The organism is Mesorhizobium sp. M0217 (assembly GCF_040321955.1).
Classification (GTDB): domain Bacteria; phylum Pseudomonadota; class Alphaproteobacteria; order Rhizobiales; family Rhizobiaceae; genus Mesorhizobium.
Genome location: NZ_JAMYSN010000012.1, coordinates 24,370 through 39,055 on the forward strand (window position 1 = coordinate 24,370; position 14,686 = coordinate 39,055).

General features: G+C 59.0%; 16 protein-coding genes and 1 pseudogene. 7 read left to right on the forward strand and 10 right to left on the reverse strand.

What is annotated here, in order from left to right; all coding sequences use genetic code 11:
* Positions 1-36: 36 nt before the first annotated feature.
* Entirely contained in the window at positions 37-282 is a 246-nt protein-coding gene (locus tag NKJ18_RS19330) for a hypothetical protein (RefSeq protein ID WP_023804518.1), read from the reverse strand.
* 276 nt (positions 283-558) lie between these two features.
* Positions 559-795 carry a helix-turn-helix domain-containing protein gene (locus NKJ18_RS19335; protein ID WP_023716174.1) on the reverse strand — a complete coding sequence of 79 codons (237 nt, stop codon included), beginning with the start codon at positions 793-795 and terminating at the stop codon, positions 559-561.
* Positions 796-960: 165 nt separating this feature from the next.
* Between NKJ18_RS19335 and NKJ18_RS19340 the strand changes: the two genes are divergently transcribed.
* Complete coding sequence (locus tag NKJ18_RS19340) at positions 961-1,473, forward strand: helix-turn-helix domain-containing protein (protein WP_245260152.1); 513 nt, start codon at positions 961-963, stop codon at positions 1,471-1,473.
* Positions 1,474-1,489: 16 nt separating this feature from the next.
* Here the strand turns inward: NKJ18_RS19340 and NKJ18_RS19345 are convergent, their stop codons facing one another.
* From NKJ18_RS19345 to NKJ18_RS19360, 4 genes are all read right to left on the reverse strand, one after another.
* Positions 1,490-2,743, reverse strand: coding sequence for a CapA family protein (locus tag NKJ18_RS19345; RefSeq protein ID WP_023731779.1), 1,254 nt, complete (start codon positions 2,741-2,743; stop codon positions 1,490-1,492).
* 74 nt (positions 2,744-2,817) lie between these two features.
* Positions 2,818-3,666 (reverse strand): transporter substrate-binding domain-containing protein, encoded by an 849-nt coding sequence (locus tag NKJ18_RS19350; protein ID WP_023829978.1) that lies wholly within the window; start codon positions 3,664-3,666, stop codon positions 2,818-2,820.
* A 50-nt stretch (positions 3,667-3,716) separates the two neighbouring features.
* On the reverse strand, positions 3,717-4,466 hold the full coding sequence (locus tag NKJ18_RS19355) for an ABC transporter permease (RefSeq protein ID WP_023825140.1): 750 nt from the start codon (positions 4,464-4,466) through the stop codon (positions 3,717-3,719).
* A gap of 12 nt (positions 4,467-4,478) precedes the next feature.
* A complete protein-coding gene (locus NKJ18_RS19360) occupies positions 4,479-5,138 on the reverse strand; it encodes an ABC transporter permease (RefSeq protein WP_023683618.1) in 660 nt (219 codons plus the stop codon).
* A gap of 269 nt (positions 5,139-5,407) precedes the next feature.
* Between NKJ18_RS19360 and NKJ18_RS19365 the strand changes: the two genes are divergently transcribed.
* The 6 genes and pseudogenes from NKJ18_RS19365 (at position 5,408) to NKJ18_RS19395 (ending at position 10,024) form a co-directional block, all read left to right on the forward strand.
* Entirely contained in the window at positions 5,408-6,346 is a 939-nt protein-coding gene (locus NKJ18_RS19365; RefSeq protein WP_023825138.1) for a LysR family transcriptional regulator, read from the forward strand.
* Positions 6,347-7,316: 970 nt separating this feature from the next.
* Positions 7,317-7,577 carry a metal-sensing transcriptional repressor gene (locus tag NKJ18_RS19370; protein WP_023684828.1) on the forward strand — a complete coding sequence of 87 codons (261 nt, stop codon included), beginning with the start codon at positions 7,317-7,319 and terminating at the stop codon, positions 7,575-7,577.
* A complete protein-coding gene (locus tag NKJ18_RS19375) occupies positions 7,574-8,605 on the forward strand; it encodes a cation diffusion facilitator family transporter (protein WP_502906167.1) in 1,032 nt (343 codons plus the stop codon). The genes NKJ18_RS19370 and NKJ18_RS19375 overlap by 4 nt, the downstream gene beginning before the upstream one ends.
* A gap of 39 nt (positions 8,606-8,644) precedes the next feature.
* Positions 8,645-9,357: pseudogene (locus tag NKJ18_RS33025) on the forward strand (HoxN/HupN/NixA family nickel/cobalt transporter).
* A 134-nt stretch (positions 9,358-9,491) separates the two neighbouring features.
* Positions 9,492-9,680, forward strand: a complete 189-nt coding sequence (locus NKJ18_RS19390; RefSeq protein WP_023699951.1) for a hypothetical protein — start codon at positions 9,492-9,494, stop codon at positions 9,678-9,680.
* Positions 9,681-9,778: 98 nt separating this feature from the next.
* Positions 9,779-10,024, forward strand: coding sequence for a hypothetical protein (locus NKJ18_RS19395; protein ID WP_023723634.1), 246 nt, complete (start codon positions 9,779-9,781; stop codon positions 10,022-10,024).
* Between the two features lie 1,243 nt (positions 10,025-11,267).
* Here the strand turns inward: NKJ18_RS19395 and NKJ18_RS19400 are convergent.
* The 4 genes from NKJ18_RS19400 to NKJ18_RS19415 form a co-directional block, all read right to left on the reverse strand.
* On the reverse strand, positions 11,268-11,561 hold the full coding sequence (locus tag NKJ18_RS19400; RefSeq protein WP_081726963.1) for a helix-turn-helix domain-containing protein: 294 nt from the start codon (positions 11,559-11,561) through the stop codon (positions 11,268-11,270).
* Positions 11,562-11,885: 324 nt separating this feature from the next.
* Positions 11,886-12,185 (reverse strand): DUF1236 domain-containing protein, encoded by a 300-nt coding sequence (locus NKJ18_RS19405; protein WP_023669226.1) that lies wholly within the window; start codon positions 12,183-12,185, stop codon positions 11,886-11,888.
* 383 nt (positions 12,186-12,568) lie between these two features.
* Positions 12,569-12,835: a hypothetical protein gene (locus NKJ18_RS19410; RefSeq protein WP_155923348.1), complete on the reverse strand. Its 267-nt coding sequence runs from the start codon at positions 12,833-12,835 to the stop codon at positions 12,569-12,571.
* A 642-nt stretch (positions 12,836-13,477) separates the two neighbouring features.
* The gene (locus tag NKJ18_RS19415) at positions 13,478-13,705 is read right to left on the reverse strand and encodes a hypothetical protein (RefSeq protein ID WP_023713545.1); all 228 of its coding nucleotides are present in this window, start codon (positions 13,703-13,705) and stop codon (positions 13,478-13,480) included.
* Positions 13,706-14,686 lie beyond the last annotated feature (981 nt).

Below are 14,686 nucleotides of genomic sequence, written 5' to 3' on the forward strand. Positions count from 1 at the left end.
AGATTTAGACGATCGCTCGAAGCTGCGCGTTGTTCGCTATTGCCGTTTGGCCAAGCGCACGCCAGCGCCACCGCCGTTTTCCGAAATGAACTCGATGCCCGCCCTTTCCAGGGCACCACGGATCGCATTCCGATTTGCTATTGTGATTGGAGGGACGCCATCCGCAGCTTCTGCGCGCCTAACTGTGGCTACTCCCACGCTCGCCGCATCGGCCAAATCTTCGGCACTCCAACGTATTAATCCTCGCGCTCCTCTGATCTGGGCGCCCATAATTTCTTTCATATCATCTAATTTCAAGTTGATCACTTATGGCTCATGTGATATGAAATCGCTCACATAGTTTTTCTGCTTCCAAAGTTTCATAGGAGCAGGGGCTCACATTTGGACTCGGCTGAGGACGTGCGTCGGGGAGTCATCCCAGCCTGACCACAACCAAGCTTCAGGAAACTCGGATCATGGCTGATTCCGACAATACCACGACTTTGCCTCTCGTCACCCGCCGGAGGGTAGTTGTGGCGGTTGCAGCTGCGAGAACCTGTCCTTCCGCCAACGGGACATTCAAGCCTGAGGATCTAAGAGCCGAACACCTTCACCCTTTTGACCAGCGGATAAGAATTCGACACCCGCCTTTATCAGGGCCGCCTCAATGGCCTGCAAAGTGCTGATCCGGGAATCTACCTTGCCGTTTTCCAACCGGGTCAGAGCGTTCAGCGACACGATTGCCTTGTCCGCAAGCTCCTGCTGCGACCAACCAAGCAAAGCTCGTGCGGCTCGAATCTGTCGTGGACTGACCATGAGGCCACAATCGGCAGGCAGATTTTCTTTGCCACCAATAGGGTCATTTTGCACCCCATAAGGTATATAAAATGGCGAGTCGACCTGCAGATCACATCGGTGCGGAGAGCCCGGCGCGTGGCGACAGACTCTCTGTCCGGCTGACTAATGGAGGATCGAAAGGCCTTGTTGAAACCGCAACGCTCAGTCCTCCTTCGGACGGGGCCGAAGCCGAAGATCGAAAGCGACCCGCATCCCGCCGATCAGCATGTCGGCAGGCAGATTGCGACGGTTCGCGTCCAATCGGACGTATCGCAAGCCCAGCTTGCCCGATCCATCGGCATCAGTTTCCAGCAGCTGCAGAAATACGAGAACGCGCGCAATCGCGTGAGCGCGTCGATGCTCTACGAGATCGCCAGTTCGCTCGGCGTTCCTGTCGGCCGCTTCTTTGAAGGCCTGCCGGGAAACGATGAAACCCGCGTCGAGGCGCGGCCCCTGCCGGTCGATGAGCGCCTGGATTTCATTGCCAGCGCGGAGGGTCGGCGACTGATTGAAGGGCTAGTGAAACTTCCGCCGCGTGTGCGCGGTCGCGTCTCGTCCCTGATCGCGGCGTTAGGAGAAGAACTGGCCCAGCTAGACACAAAGGCAGATAGCGAGACGGGCGGCGAGTCCCCGCCGGCGGAATGCAAGACGGTGTGAGCGGTCGGTCGGGCCGTCAGCCGAATTTTCGTGCAGCGGGCAGGGCGATGCGGCCGCAAGTCGGGGACACTTCGATTTCGACGCCGAACGCCCGCGATCGGGTCGCGAATCCCTCGAGGATGTCTCGCGCCGCGCTTCCAGCGACGGCGACGGGTACCAATCTGCCCGTTGCTGATCCGAGAGACTGAGCTTTCGCGCCGATCACGACGGGCAGGAGGTCTATTCCTGCGAGGTTTCCGCTCCCATCATAGCGGCAGGCCGCGACGATGCTTTGCCAGACTTCCGGTGGATCCCATTCGGTTTCCTTCGGGTGGACGTGGAAAAGGAAATTTCCGAGGCCGTAGAAGATCGGCGAGCCATTGTAGATTTCCACTGCCTGCAGCACCGGAGCACCGTGGCTGACGAACAGGTTGGCGCCGGCGTCGATGCACATCCTGGCAAAGGCCTGCACCCAGCGCGGCACGTTCTGCCAACCTGGTTCCCAATGATGGTGGTGCAGATAGGCAATGACGAAATCGCCTTGTGCCGCGGCGTGCCGGATGGCGGACAGATGGATGGCTGCGCTCTGCTGGTCGACTTCGATGAGGCGGCCGAAATCGGCGGCTTGCGTGAACACGGTGCCGTAGAAATTGATCTCCTTGCCGGCTGCCACCTCTACCGGGTCCTCCGGTTGCGCATAGTTGGCCAGTTCAAACGGGGAGCTTTGCAAATGGGCGCCCAGCCTTGCCAGTCTGCTGAAATGTCCGTCCGGCACCCCCATCTTGCGAACGGTGCTCAGGCGATTGACGCCCGGCCGAGCCGGCCGGAAGGCCGTACGGTCTTCGGCATACATGTTGGTCGGGCCAGGGCCTGCATCCATCGCAAGAAGTGCGACCTCGCGCGCGCCCAGCTGGCGGCGGCCCGGTTTCCTCGCATCCGTCTCGTCGGCCCCGATGCCGGCATGGAGGAAGCCCCGCGCTTCCACCTCCTCCAGCGTCGACAGGATGCCGCCAACGCCGAGATCGAAGGCGTGGTTGTTTGCGAGCGCAAGCGCGTTGAAACCGTTCGCCTGCAATGCGTCGAGCACTTCAGCCCTGGAATATCCGAAGTATTTGCCCTTGGTCGGCCACCCGCCGTGCTTGCCCAGGATCGTCGACTCGAAGTTGGTGAAGACGACGTCGCCTTGTCGCAGGAAGTCCGTAACCGCGATGAAGCGTTCGTCTTTGATGTCACGGATATCGTGCTTGATCAGGGATTGGCCGGTAACGACCGCGCAGAACTGGTCTTTCATGGGGCTCGCCTTGAAGGAGGGGAGGGCGCTGGCATTCCGACCGGCGCCACGTCAATGTCGAAGTCGGTTGCTGCCTATTGCGCGACTGCAGGCGAGATATCGCTTTTGAACCATTTCAGGCTCAGCGCCTTGATCGTCCCATCCTTGGTGGCCGCGTCGATGGCCGCGTTGAACCTGGCGAGCAACTCCGTATCGTCTTTGCGCAGACCTGCGCCGACGCCCGGCCCCCAGAGCCCGCCATTCAGTTCAGGGCCGAAAAACACCACATCCGAGCCGGAAGGCGTCTCCAGAAAATCTCGCCACGTGAAATAGTCGGCCAGACCGCCGTCGATGCGACCTGCAGCAAGATCGAGCTTCATGTTGTCCTGGCTGTCATAACTGCGGATGGTCACGACATCGCCCAGCATTTCCTTCACCACTGCTTCCGAATTCGACGAGCGCAGGGCCCCGATCGCCCTGCCGGCGAGTGTCGATCTGAGGCGCTCGATGGTCGCCTTTTCCTTGTCGCCGATGGTCGAAAGGTTGACCTTCTGCTTGATGTCGCCGGCGTCGAGGCCCAGGTCCTTGCGCACAACGAACTGGTTGAAGCCGGTGGCGTAGGGGATCGAGAACGCGATCGACTGCTTGCGTTTTTCCGTGATCGCCATGCCGGACATGATGACGTCGAACTTGCCGACAAGCAGTGCCGGGATGATCCCGTCCCAATCCTGCGGGACGAAGGTACATTTGATCTCGATGCGACGGCACAGTTCCAGTCCGACATCGATATCGTAGCCATAGAGTTGACCGTTCGCGTCGGTGCTGTCCCAGGGAGGCGAGGCGCCTTCGGAGGCGATCGATATGACGCGCGCGCTTTCGGCGCCAGCGGGGAATGCCGACATCAGGGATGCGACAGAAACAGCAATAGCCAGGGGTATGCGCATGATGCACCTCTTCTTTGGTTTGTGATGGAGGGAGCCCAGAACCTGCGGCGTCAGGGCAGGGGCGTCGTGATCTCTGGATCAGGTAGGGCGGGGCGCAATCGCGCCTTTCGTCGACGCACCGGATGGCCGTCGGCCGAGAGCCATCGCTCCAGCAACTGGATCGCTTTCACCGCGATCGAGGTGAGCGATAGGTAGATCGCTCCGGCGACGACGAAGATCTCGTACGGCGCGAACGTGGTCGACACCATCTGTCTCGCCATCCCGGTGATCTCGAGAAGCGTCACGGTGCTGGCCAGGGACGAGCCCTTGATCATCCCGACGATCTCGTTGCCGTAGGCCGGGAGCGATATCCTGAAAGCGATCGGGAAGGTGACCAGGCGAGCGATCTGGAAGCGTTTCAAGCCCAGAGACGTGGCCGCCTCGGTGACACCCTTAGGCACGGACTGGAGACCACGGCACAGGATTTCGGTGGTGTGTGCCGCGCTGTTCAGCGAAAATGTCAGAAGGGCGCACCAAAAGGGGTCGCGCAGGATCACCCAGAAGATGCTGGCCCGCACCGCCTCGATCTGAGCGAGGCCGTAATAGAGCAGGAAGAGCTGAACAAGCATCGGCGTTCCGCGGATCACATAGGTGTATGAGAGCACTGCGAGCGAGAGGCCGGGGCGTCCGAAAGCGCGCATGAAGGCCAGCGGCACGGACAGAAGAAATCCGGCCGTCAGCGACAACACCGTCAGGATCAATGTAAGACCGATGCCCGAGGGCAAGACAACCAGTGCGTCAAATATCAAGCCGAGGTTCATGGGCCTTCCCTCCTACCGGCCGAGAGCCGGATAGCGCCGCTCAGTCAGCCGGATCGACAGCAACGTGACGGTGGTCAGCGACAGATAGAGAGCGGAGGCCGCAAGGTAGAAGGTCAATGGTGCGCGCAAGGATCCGGCCCCCACATACGCAACGCGCATGATGTCGGTCAGGCCGACGATCGAAACCAGTGCGGTATCCTTGAAGAGCGAAATCCAGAGATTGCCATAGGCAGGCAGCGCCAGCCGCAGCATCTGCGGACCGATGACGAACATCCAGCGCTGCCAGGCGTTCAGCCCAAGCGACTTTGCCGCTTCGGTTTGGCCCGCTGGCACTGCCGCAATCGCGCCGCGAAACACTTCGGTCGCATAACCGCTGAAAATGACCGAGAGCGCGATAACCCCTGCGGTGAATGCGTTCACCTCGACATACCGGCCGGCGATCTTACTGGCGAGCGTGGTTCCGCCGAAGTAGATGAGCAGGATAACGAGAAGTTCTGGTACACCACGGACGACTGTGGTGTAGGCGGCCACGACCGCGTTGAGGCGCGGCTTTGCCGTGCCCTTCGAAATCGCCAAAAACAGCCCGAATGCCGTACCCAGGCAGCCGCTGACAAGAGCCAGGCTTATGGTCACGGTAAGTGCGACAACAAACTGAGTAGTAAAACCACCCATGGGGCGCTTTCCTCGGCTCGCAATTGCCGCAGGATACGCCGGTCTTTATTGCCGAGACCAAGCCATATAACCCAAGGTTGCGAGTTGTTATATTTCTAATGTGCAGTTAATTTGAGATACTGGCCAATTCTAACGCTTAAAATTACACACTCAATCTATAACTTTTATTATTTTATCTATAACGCGTCGTTATATACTGAGGCAGTTCGTTGCTCCCCAGGTTGGCGTTGTCTGCCGCCGGGTGGTTATCAGGGAAAGGCGCGCAGGGAATGGAGTTGTTGCAGAGCGACCTCAAGCTCCGTCAGCTGAAGGTCTTCCGGGAAGTGTTGCGGGCCGGTTCGACTAGGCGGGCGGCGGCTGCGCTCGGGATAAGCCAGCCGGCCGTCAGTCAACATGTGAAGCAGCTTGAGACCACGCTCGGCATCACACTCTTCAAGAGATCAGCCAACCGCATCGTCCCCTTGCAGGAAGCCTGGGAACTCCTGCGAAACGTAGAACTGGCCCTGACGTCGCTGGATCGCCTGGACGCGTCGATCTTCGCTATGAAGAACGAGGAAAAGCAGCGGATTGCGATTGCCGCGCCCTCTGTTTTCGGTTTCGTGACCTTGCCCAAGGTCGTGGCGATTATCCGCTCAAAGACCGCTTCGAATGTCCGGTCGATTTCTGGAAGCTACGAGCAGATCGGCGAACACATCCTGGCCGGCCGCGCCGATCTTGGAATTTCGAGACTGCCTCTGGATCCAGGCTTGTTTGAATGGGCGCCGCTTGGGTCGGCACGAAACGTATGCATTTTTCATCCCGACCACCGCTTTTCAAAACAGACCTGTATTGAGGCGCAAGACCTGGCAGGCGAAACGATCGTCGATATCGATCCCCAGTTTGCCGCCCACCAGATGAACTTCAATGCCTTGCGCTTCGCCGGCGTTGAGCCGGACATACTGGTGGAATTCGATTGCAACGGTCACGAAGCCGGATACGTTTCGGCTGGCCTGGGCATTTCGATCACAAACGAGATCATCGCACGTGAGTACGCGGCGTTTCAGCTGGGAGTAAGGCCAGTGGAACCGTCCGCGCTCTATCACTACGTGGCGATTTGGCAGAGGGGCAGGACCTTTTCCAACGCCTTGAATGTATCGCTCGAGGCGATAATCACAGCGTTTTCGAAGACGCCGACGAGAGAGCAACAGTTTCTCAAGACGTCGTCCTAGCCGGCCATGGTTTATTTCGGTTGGGACGTGCCGCATAAGGCCCAACCGGGAGGCTTTCTGCGAAGTGGCGCGAATGGCTAGCCTGAACGGCCAAACTGATAGCGAGCGCTCCGCGAACGGCTGGATCGACGGCCCCTATCCGGCGCAGATGGTGCCGTTGGCCGTTCCCGAAGCGGTGCAGGAATTGGTGGCTTCCAGTCTAGAAGTCCAGTCTCGCCCAATGGGCGGCCCTACGCCGCCTTAAGCGCAGGCAATTGCGGGATTACGCTCACCAGGCAGGGTGCTGGTCTGGACTGGCACTGGCAATCCGAAAAGCGGACAGACCTCCCAGAGCGCTGGCAGCTTGTTGCAGAGCTTGCGCGCTCCACGCCGTCCTTTCACGCGGCGAAGTTTCTGTGTCGCGCTCGCAGGGCAACAACTCGCCGCTCCCTGGATCCTTGGGGAGCGACGAGCGCGGGTTGCTACCGAACCTTCCGCCGTCGTTGAACTATGCTGGATGAGTCCAGCTACTCCAGATCGATTGCCCGCCGGCTCATGCTGGCGGGCTTTTTGCGTCAGCCGGGAACATTCCCGCTCCAAGGCAGTTCGGTCACACCCGGCTCGTTCTTCAGCGGTCCGGCCGGTGACCAAGATGCGTCCCTCACTCGTCATGGTCGGCCCGCGCAGCCTCGGAAGCAGGCGCGGGCCATCCATCACAAAGCCCGCTGATCCGACCGACGGGCTTCTTCAGTTTCACCACGCAAAGAAAGGCCCGGTCGTGAACTGACCCCATAAAGTTGGACGGTTCATTGAGTTGGTAGGTTTAATGGCTGGTTCCTGTATTGCACAGGGGCCAGCCCTTTCAAGCCCAGATTCCAATTTCCGGAACCATTCAGCGCCATGGATACACGCTCTGCGGGGTGGCTGATCAAGAGCCGATCTGCGCTCACATCATACTTGACGCATCCTCCCTGGGGGGATACCGGTGGGCATGTCCGAAGGCATCCATAGTTCTCATCCGGCTATCGTGAAGCGCTTAAAGCGCGCACAGGGGCATCTTGCATCCGTGCTTGGCATGTTCGAGGCGCAGCGATCCTGCCTGGACCTGGCGCAGCAACTCCATGCAGTGGAGAGCGCCATCAGCAGCGCAAAGCGAGAACTGATCCACGATCATATCGAACATTGTCTGATCGACACGGAAGCGGGAGGCAACTCGCTGGCAGAGCTCAAGCAACTGGCGAAATACCTATGACCAGTATCGGCGCACGCGTCTTGGATTGGTTCGGCTTCGGGTCACATGATCATGACGCGCATGCTCATGACGATGGCTCGCACGGCCATACGCACGGGGTCATCGACGCAACGATTGCAACCACTGACCGCGGCATCTGGGCCATCAAATGGTCGTTCGTCATCTTGGCCATGACGGCGGCATTGCAGATGGCCGTGGTGTTGGTGTCACGCAGCGTGGCGCTGTTGGCCGATACGATCCACAACATAGGCGACGCCACAACCGCCATTCCGCTCTGGATCGCATTCATGCTGGCACGACGCAAGCCGTCACGGACCTTCAGCTACGGCCTTGGCAGGGTAGAGGATCTGGCCGGTATCATTATCGTGCTGATCATTCTGTTCAGCGCCATCGTCGCCGGGTACCAGGCTATCGAGCGCCTGGTCAGTCCGCAGGCAGTGACTCATCTCGGTTGGCTGACCGCGGCGGGCATTGTCGGCTTCCTCGGGAATGAGGCCGTCGCGGTGTTTCGCATCCGTATCGGCAGGGAAATCAACAGTGCGGCGCTCGTCGCCGACGGCTACCATGCCCGCACCGACGGGCTTACCAGCCTTGCAGTGGTCATCGGCGCCATGGGCGTCTGGCTCGGATTTCCACTGGCCGACCCGATCATCGGGCTTCTCATCACGGTCGCTATATTCAGTATCGTCTGGCAATCGGCGCGCTCAGTGCTCACCCGCATGCTCGACGGCGTCGAGCCGGGCGTGATGGCCGAAATTCAGCATGCCGCTGCGCATGTGCAGGGTGCTCGCGTTGTCGACGCCAAGGCCCGCTGGATTGGCCACAAGTTGCATGCCGACATCGCTATTGCAGCCGACGGAACCTTGCCTCTCTCAGAGGCAAACAAGATCACGGCGGCGCTGGAGAACGAACTGTTCGAACACATGCCGGCGCTCGCAGCTGCCAACATCCGGTTTTCGACCGACCAAGGTGAGCACGAGCATCCGCACTCTCATGATCAGGGCGAACATCACGGCCACCAGCACTGACAACTGCCGGAAACCACTCGCTTTTGCCGGTCTCGGCTGATGTTCCAGGCGCTTGTCGAATTTCAGCGCTCCATATACCTGGCGCTCGCAGATCAGATAAAGCTGCTGTCAGTTGGCGGTGATTGGCTTGCGTTCCTTGCCTTTCTGCCGATGGGCCTCCTGTTCGGTGCGGCACATGCTCTGACGCCCGGCCACAGTAAGGCTGTCTTGGCGACTTACCTTGCAGGTTCGGATGCGAAGGTTTCGCGCGGCCTCCTGGTGTCGATTACGCTGTCCTTCACTCACGTGGCGACAGCGGTGCTGATCGCCGTATTCTCCCTGCCGCTCGTCTCGATTGCATTGGGCAGCGTTGGACGCGCACCACTGCTTGAGGGTGTGAGTCGCGGTCTGCTCGGGCTGATCGGCGTCTGGATGCTTTGGCGTTCGGTGAGCCACGGCCACCATCACAAGCATGAGGGCGAGCCGTTGGAGTCATGGCCGGTTTGATTCCGTGCCCGCTGACCCTTTTTGTCATGACCTTCGCGATTTCCAGAGGGGTGCCGGGAGCTGGAATTCTGTTCGCAATCACCATGATGGTGGGCGTGGCCCTAACGCTGTCCAGCGTGGCGGTACTGTCGATGTTGTTTCGGGAGCGCCTGGTGCATTTTTTCGACAGCAGGCCACGGCTGTTCGATACCATATCGCGAGCAATCGAAGGCGCAGCGGGCCTTGCCCTCGCCAGCGTAGCGGTCTGGCAACTTACAGCCGGATAGAGCCACAGCTGTCCACAGACCCTCTCCTTTCTTAGGAAAAGGCGATGAGAAGCTGCGGCACGCAAGGCTGCTGGATTTCTGGGAGGATGATGGAAATGGCCGTGCCTAAGAAATAGCGCGCCACCTACGCCTGGATGTACGGCGCCCAAGCGCGCAAGGATGGCAAGGAGCGTGAGGCGCCAGCTTACTGGCAGGAACATGCCGATGCGTGGCTGCAGGGCTTTGACGGTGTGGCGATGGCTGGTTTTGGTAAGACCAAGACCGTCAAAGACGAGATGGAAGCCGAGGTCGACGAAGCCGCCGTCGAGCGGCCCGCCGAATAGCCATTTTGCCGTATGCCGTATGGTCGTTTTTGATTGAAGAAAGGGCTTCGTTGGGCCTATAGAGATTGCGTTTACCATTGCCTTTTTGGGAGGATGCGATGGTTGCAACGCCCATAGAAATCGCTCAAGCCGCTACTGCGACTACGGCCACCTTGCTGAAGTGGCAGAAGTCCATGGAGGAACGCGCCACGTTTCGCCAGAACATGGATCAATCGCGCAGGGCGATTCAAGCCTCACGCGATCTGCTGAAGCGCCTTCGTCAACGTCATCGCGACGACATGGCGGAAAGTTCGGAAAATGCCAACCCGTCTACTGCGCCGATATCGCAACGCGCCGGCAGCTAGCGGGAGGCGACCAGAGCCGATGTGATGGGTAAAGTTTCACTGGCCGTTCCTTGGGTGGGCAGGCAAGTTAAACTTTGTCAACGAGCGGCCTTTTTCGCGCTCGCGGAAGCGCCACGTGGCTTTCGACCAGGCGCACGTGCTCGGCGTCGACAGTCACCAATGGAGGCTGACGGTTACCTTGTCCCCGTCGATGCGTGTGACAGGGCCGATCAATTCCATATGCTGGCCAATTACAGCCTTCGAAGTCGAATCGACAACAGAATGCGGGAAGTCGTAGGAGGGGATCGTCACGCTTATGCGATCGGGCGTCACGCGGCCGCGCACAATCGCCGTGACTGCGACCTCGTCGCCAACTTTGATAGTTCCCCGAGCCATGCCCAAGACTTTGGAGCAGCCGGCGCCAGCGTCAAGATGAGGGGGAGCTAATAAAACCCCTCCGCGCCGCGATGCAACATCCAGCGCTAATGCGGATTCCACCTTGAAAGATCGATTCCCCAGGTCTTATAATCCGTAATTAGCCTATTGGAGGTGGAGGGAACTGCGATGGGCGGCACAGTTCAGAACACAAACTCAGACAGTGTGGAGTGGCCGAAGCCTGCTGAGAATGGCTGGTCCGCGTTATAGAGAAGGGCAAGGAAGACAGCTGATCGAGCTCGAATCTTATGCCATGGCCTCTGCGGAAGGCCAACGGATCCGTCTAATCTCGAGAAGTTCGGTCGCGAGGCTTTGCCGGTCCTGTCCCATTCCACTGGATGAACTGCGCGTTCTGGCCGGTGATACGAGCCTTTGAGCTACGGCCGAGTATGGTGAGGCCACGGAGACGATCCGGATCGAAGGGCAAGGAACAGCTTGCCTGCCCCCTTCAGCATTTGGACTTAGGTCTGATTGCTCCGCGTAAATGGCCGAAGCCGGAAACATTTCTCCTTCTACTTTGTTGCAGTGGCCGTGCCGCTGAGGAGAACATGCACAGCGCCTCTATCAAATGAACTGCGCGACGTACCTTTAGAATTCCAATGCCCCTCCTGTTCACGCGCTATGGTGAGAAGGGGATCCTGGCTGAAACGATTGCCGGTTTCAAATGCGATAGTTGCAGGTCCAGAGTGCGGATCGGCTACCAAGAGAAGCTGGCCATATTCGAGCGGCACCTTAGAAAGGTGAGCGCCAGCACAAAGTCAGTGAACAACCGCCCTTGTTAGCGGCCGCTTTAGAGATCGGGTGCAGTGGGTACACGGGCTTTTCCCCGCTATCCTTTTTTCTCCCGGCCCCGCCACCGTCTATTATCGGCGGCTAGGCCGCTATCACCTTCTGAGCGGGCTAGCGATGGAGTGCCTTGGACGGTGAAAACGATTCCGGCATCCTCAAACGCTTTGCGGATGGCGGCGATGTTGTGGGGACGCGGCTTCCTGAATCCGTTCTCAAGATCGCTGATCACCATTTCGCTAAGATTGGCCTTGGCGGCAAGTCGCACACGCGGCCAGTTCAGTAGGGCTCGTGCTGCTCTGACTTGATCTGCTGAGAGGAAGGTTCGGCTGTCCATAGCCAGTCGAACATTTAGTAACGCTAAACTGTTCCTCTTGACCTTCTGCGATTTCTAACGGTGTGAGGCCGGCCTGTCGCAAGCCGTCATCGATTGTGGCTGCAACCTTTCGGACGGTTGTTACCTCGGCTCCAACAAGACGTGCTGCCTGCATTCTTGCTTGGAGATCAGCCAAGCGGGCAGCCAGGGCTTGCGTCCTCTCGAGTTCAGGGTTCGTCATGTTCATTGTCCAGCTGAGTGGCAATTTGAATTTGTCCGGCTGAGTATCGTTTGAATGCACACGCTCGCCACCCAAGGGTGGCGAGCGTGGGTTCGTTCGAAATCTCAGTCGTAAACTTTCACGATCTTGCGGGTGCCCGGATCGACCAGGACCGTGCGGTTGTCGACAACCACGTAACGGTATTTGACGTTCGGGACCTCGTGGATCTCAACAGTTTCCGGCAGAGCTGTCCCGACGTTCAATTCCACGCCGGGAAGGTTCACCGAAGCCAAGGGCTGCTTCTTGACATACTCACGGATGACCGTGTCCTGTTCCGGCTGGATGATAATGTCGTCAGCGGCGGCGGAGCCGATCCCCGCCAAGAGCAACATGGCTGCGGCGGTGTTCACGAAGTGCATCTTCATATCTTCTCTCCTGCAAGGACCGGCACACGACGATCATCGTCCCGCACTGCCCGGCAACCAACTTTGAACCGGGGTAAACGTTCCCGCCTACGCACCTTTGTCTAATCCGATTGGTCTAAAGTCCGACCGTACAACGCAATGGTCTTACCTTTGGACCAGGCGGAACGGATTAGGGCTTCAGCTTGTTGGTTCTCCACAACGGGAGAGAACAAATGGATCAAAGTGTTGGCCAGGCGCGATGGTTGCTCGCACCGATTTTTGCAACAGCCGTTACCTTTCTGGTAATGGCGGTCGTCCTTAGCTGACATGTCTTGGATCGGCGCAGCCAGGTCCCTTCCTGCGCTGATAGGATTCGCGTGTTGCTTGAGCGGCTGGCGAATCCTCTATTTTACCGTGCGCTGGGCCTGCTCCTTCAGCAGGCGGGGCGCTTCGTTCAGCTCATGTAACTTGGGAGGTTTACTATGGATCGGCGATCCTTTTTGACAGCGATATTTGGCGTTGCAGGGGCAGCAGCCTTTGCAAGCGCGGTCCGGCCTATCAACGCATTGGCCGGTGTTCCAGCGGCCAAAAGCGGCATTCTCGAAGAACTCGACGCGCCAGACGCCTTCGACAACGAAGGTACTCACGCGGAAGTGGAGCCGGTCAACCATCGGCGCTACTACGACCAAGATTACGACCCAGACTACGACCCAGATTACTACCACCGGCGCCGCCGCCGCCGGCGGGGCTGGAGAAGAGTCTGCCGTAGTTACTGGCGACACGGGCGCCGTCGGGTCCGGTGCTATCGCCGACGTGGTCCTTCGATCGTCTTGCGATTTTAGCTAGTCGGCTGCTTCTGCCCATGGCCCGTTCCGGCTGACGTGCTGAGAACGGGCCGGTACGATTCCTTTTTCGTGGCAAACGCAATCCATCTGTCCAAGGGCACTCATCAGCAGGGCCGATGGACCTGACTTACAGCTTGGTGGTGTCGCTGTGGTGCGCCAGGAGCGGTCTGACGATCCCTCTTGTGCAGCCCTTCGGCTGCCGCCAGCCTAGGAAGGCTTTTCGGAACGTTTGGTTCTGGCCGTTAGGCCACGGGGCCAAGCTCAGCCATCAGGACACCCCGCAGGCGATGAGCAGCGGGGCCTGGTAAGGCCCGGCGACCTCCTTTTGACATACGGGGAGAAACCAAGAAGGGCGCCGAGCCTTACCGGCGCTGCTTTGAGGGAGCGACGCCGGACGAGATGAGAGTAGGCGATAATGCTAATCTCTGCGGACCATGCAAATGAAGGAAAGCCGTGTGCGATTCTTCGCTATCCAGCCACGAACCTCTGCCTTTCGGACATGGTCGCTCGATCGAAGATGAAGAACGCCTGATGTAGCTGCTCGACTTCGTAGAGCCCGACCCGGATCTCGAACCCTGTCTGGCCGGTGGCATCGAAGTCACCGGGACCGATGACAGGGAAGGCGACGACCATGGCGAAGCGGACGACGAGCGCGAAGCCAACGATGCCGAGTATGGCTTCATAGAGGGAGGGCAAGGCCTCTAATTGTCCGGTCGAGAATGAATAGCCGGCTGCCTGACGGTGGCTGGCTTCAGTTTTTGTGTGGCACGATGTAGCGACTGCTCACCGCACCCGCCCCTGTGCCCCGCGTGACGACAATCGTGCTATACCCGGCTGGAACGGAACCTGTAGCGGAGGGATCGATCGAACTGCATCGCCCCACGATCTCCCCGTTGGGAGCGCCCTCGAGCCTCACGGATAACGCCAACTGGCATGTGTCAAGGGATCCGAACATGGACGGTGATGTATCGAGTGGCTTGCAGACTCCCTGGGCGGGACTGCAAGAAAGCAAAATCATCACAGCTGCAGTTGCCGGATCCATTCGTGAAGCTCCGTTGTTCGACGAGCCTCAACGCAGAATAGCGAGCTTTGTTTCGTCGGTGCTAAAATACGAGTTTTCTGGTCTGGCTCACGGTGGCGGGCTTTCCATTGTCACAGCTTTCGCCTCTCAATTGTCCCGATCCCGAACGGTAAAACAGCGCGATCGGGTCTCAGCCACAGGCCGACGACTATTTCGACCTAATGGTCTCGGAGCGAGCGCGGCTGCCCCATCCACGGTGTAGAGCGTGCTCCAGCTCTACAACTTACAGCGAAGGTTTCGTCTTTGAGATCGTCGAGCGCCGCGGCTGTCGCGGTTACCGGGCTCCCAACGCTCTCTTCCGCATTGCCGGCAGAGGCGAACACTGCGACCAAAAGGCATGCCAAGGATCTGACCGTTACGACGTGAGATGGCCACTGGACGGATATGGCAAGGGAACCTTGGATCGATCCTGACCATGCCGGGCCGATGCTGACGCGCATGCCGTTGGCTCATCGAGACCGAGGAATTCGCAGAGACCATTCATGCTCGCTAACTGCGCATCTCCATGTCAGTCGTCGTAGTCGGGAAGAAATCCATTTCGTTGCCGAAGCAAGTTCGTGACCGTGAAATCAGCTAACCGGCGCCGAAGGAGCGTC

Excerpts from the sequence above, each read along its gene's own strand:
- NKJ18_RS19330 (WP_023804518.1), bottom strand. The coding sequence starts at position 282 with ATGAAAGAAATTATGGGCGCCCAGATCAGAGGAGCGCGAGGATTAATA.
- NKJ18_RS19335 (WP_023716174.1), bottom strand. The coding sequence starts at position 795 with ATGGTCAGTCCACGACAGATTCGAGCCGCACGAGCTTTGCTTGGTTGG.
- NKJ18_RS19345 (WP_023731779.1), bottom strand. The coding sequence starts at position 2,743 with ATGAAAGACCAGTTCTGCGCGGTCGTTACCGGCCAATCCCTGATCAAG.
- NKJ18_RS19350 (WP_023829978.1), bottom strand. The coding sequence starts at position 3,666 with ATGCGCATACCCCTGGCTATTGCTGTTTCTGTCGCATCCCTGATGTCG.
- NKJ18_RS19355 (WP_023825140.1), bottom strand. The coding sequence starts at position 4,466 with ATGAACCTCGGCTTGATATTTGACGCACTGGTTGTCTTGCCCTCGGGC.
- NKJ18_RS19360 (WP_023683618.1), bottom strand. The coding sequence starts at position 5,138 with ATGGGTGGTTTTACTACTCAGTTTGTTGTCGCACTTACCGTGACCATA.
- NKJ18_RS19365 (WP_023825138.1), top strand. The coding sequence starts at position 5,408 with ATGGAGTTGTTGCAGAGCGACCTCAAGCTCCGTCAGCTGAAGGTCTTC.
- NKJ18_RS19370 (WP_023684828.1), top strand. The coding sequence starts at position 7,317 with ATGTCCGAAGGCATCCATAGTTCTCATCCGGCTATCGTGAAGCGCTTA.
- NKJ18_RS19375 (WP_502906167.1), top strand. The coding sequence starts at position 7,574 with ATGACCAGTATCGGCGCACGCGTCTTGGATTGGTTCGGCTTCGGGTCA.
- NKJ18_RS19390 (WP_023699951.1), top strand. The coding sequence starts at position 9,492 with ATGTACGGCGCCCAAGCGCGCAAGGATGGCAAGGAGCGTGAGGCGCCA.
- NKJ18_RS19395 (WP_023723634.1), top strand. The coding sequence starts at position 9,779 with ATGGTTGCAACGCCCATAGAAATCGCTCAAGCCGCTACTGCGACTACG.
- NKJ18_RS19400 (WP_081726963.1), bottom strand. The coding sequence starts at position 11,561 with ATGGACAGCCGAACCTTCCTCTCAGCAGATCAAGTCAGAGCAGCACGA.
- NKJ18_RS19405 (WP_023669226.1), bottom strand. The coding sequence starts at position 12,185 with ATGAAGATGCACTTCGTGAACACCGCCGCAGCCATGTTGCTCTTGGCG.
- NKJ18_RS19410 (WP_155923348.1), bottom strand. The coding sequence starts at position 12,835 with ATGGTTGACCGGCTCCACTTCCGCGTGAGTACCTTCGTTGTCGAAGGC.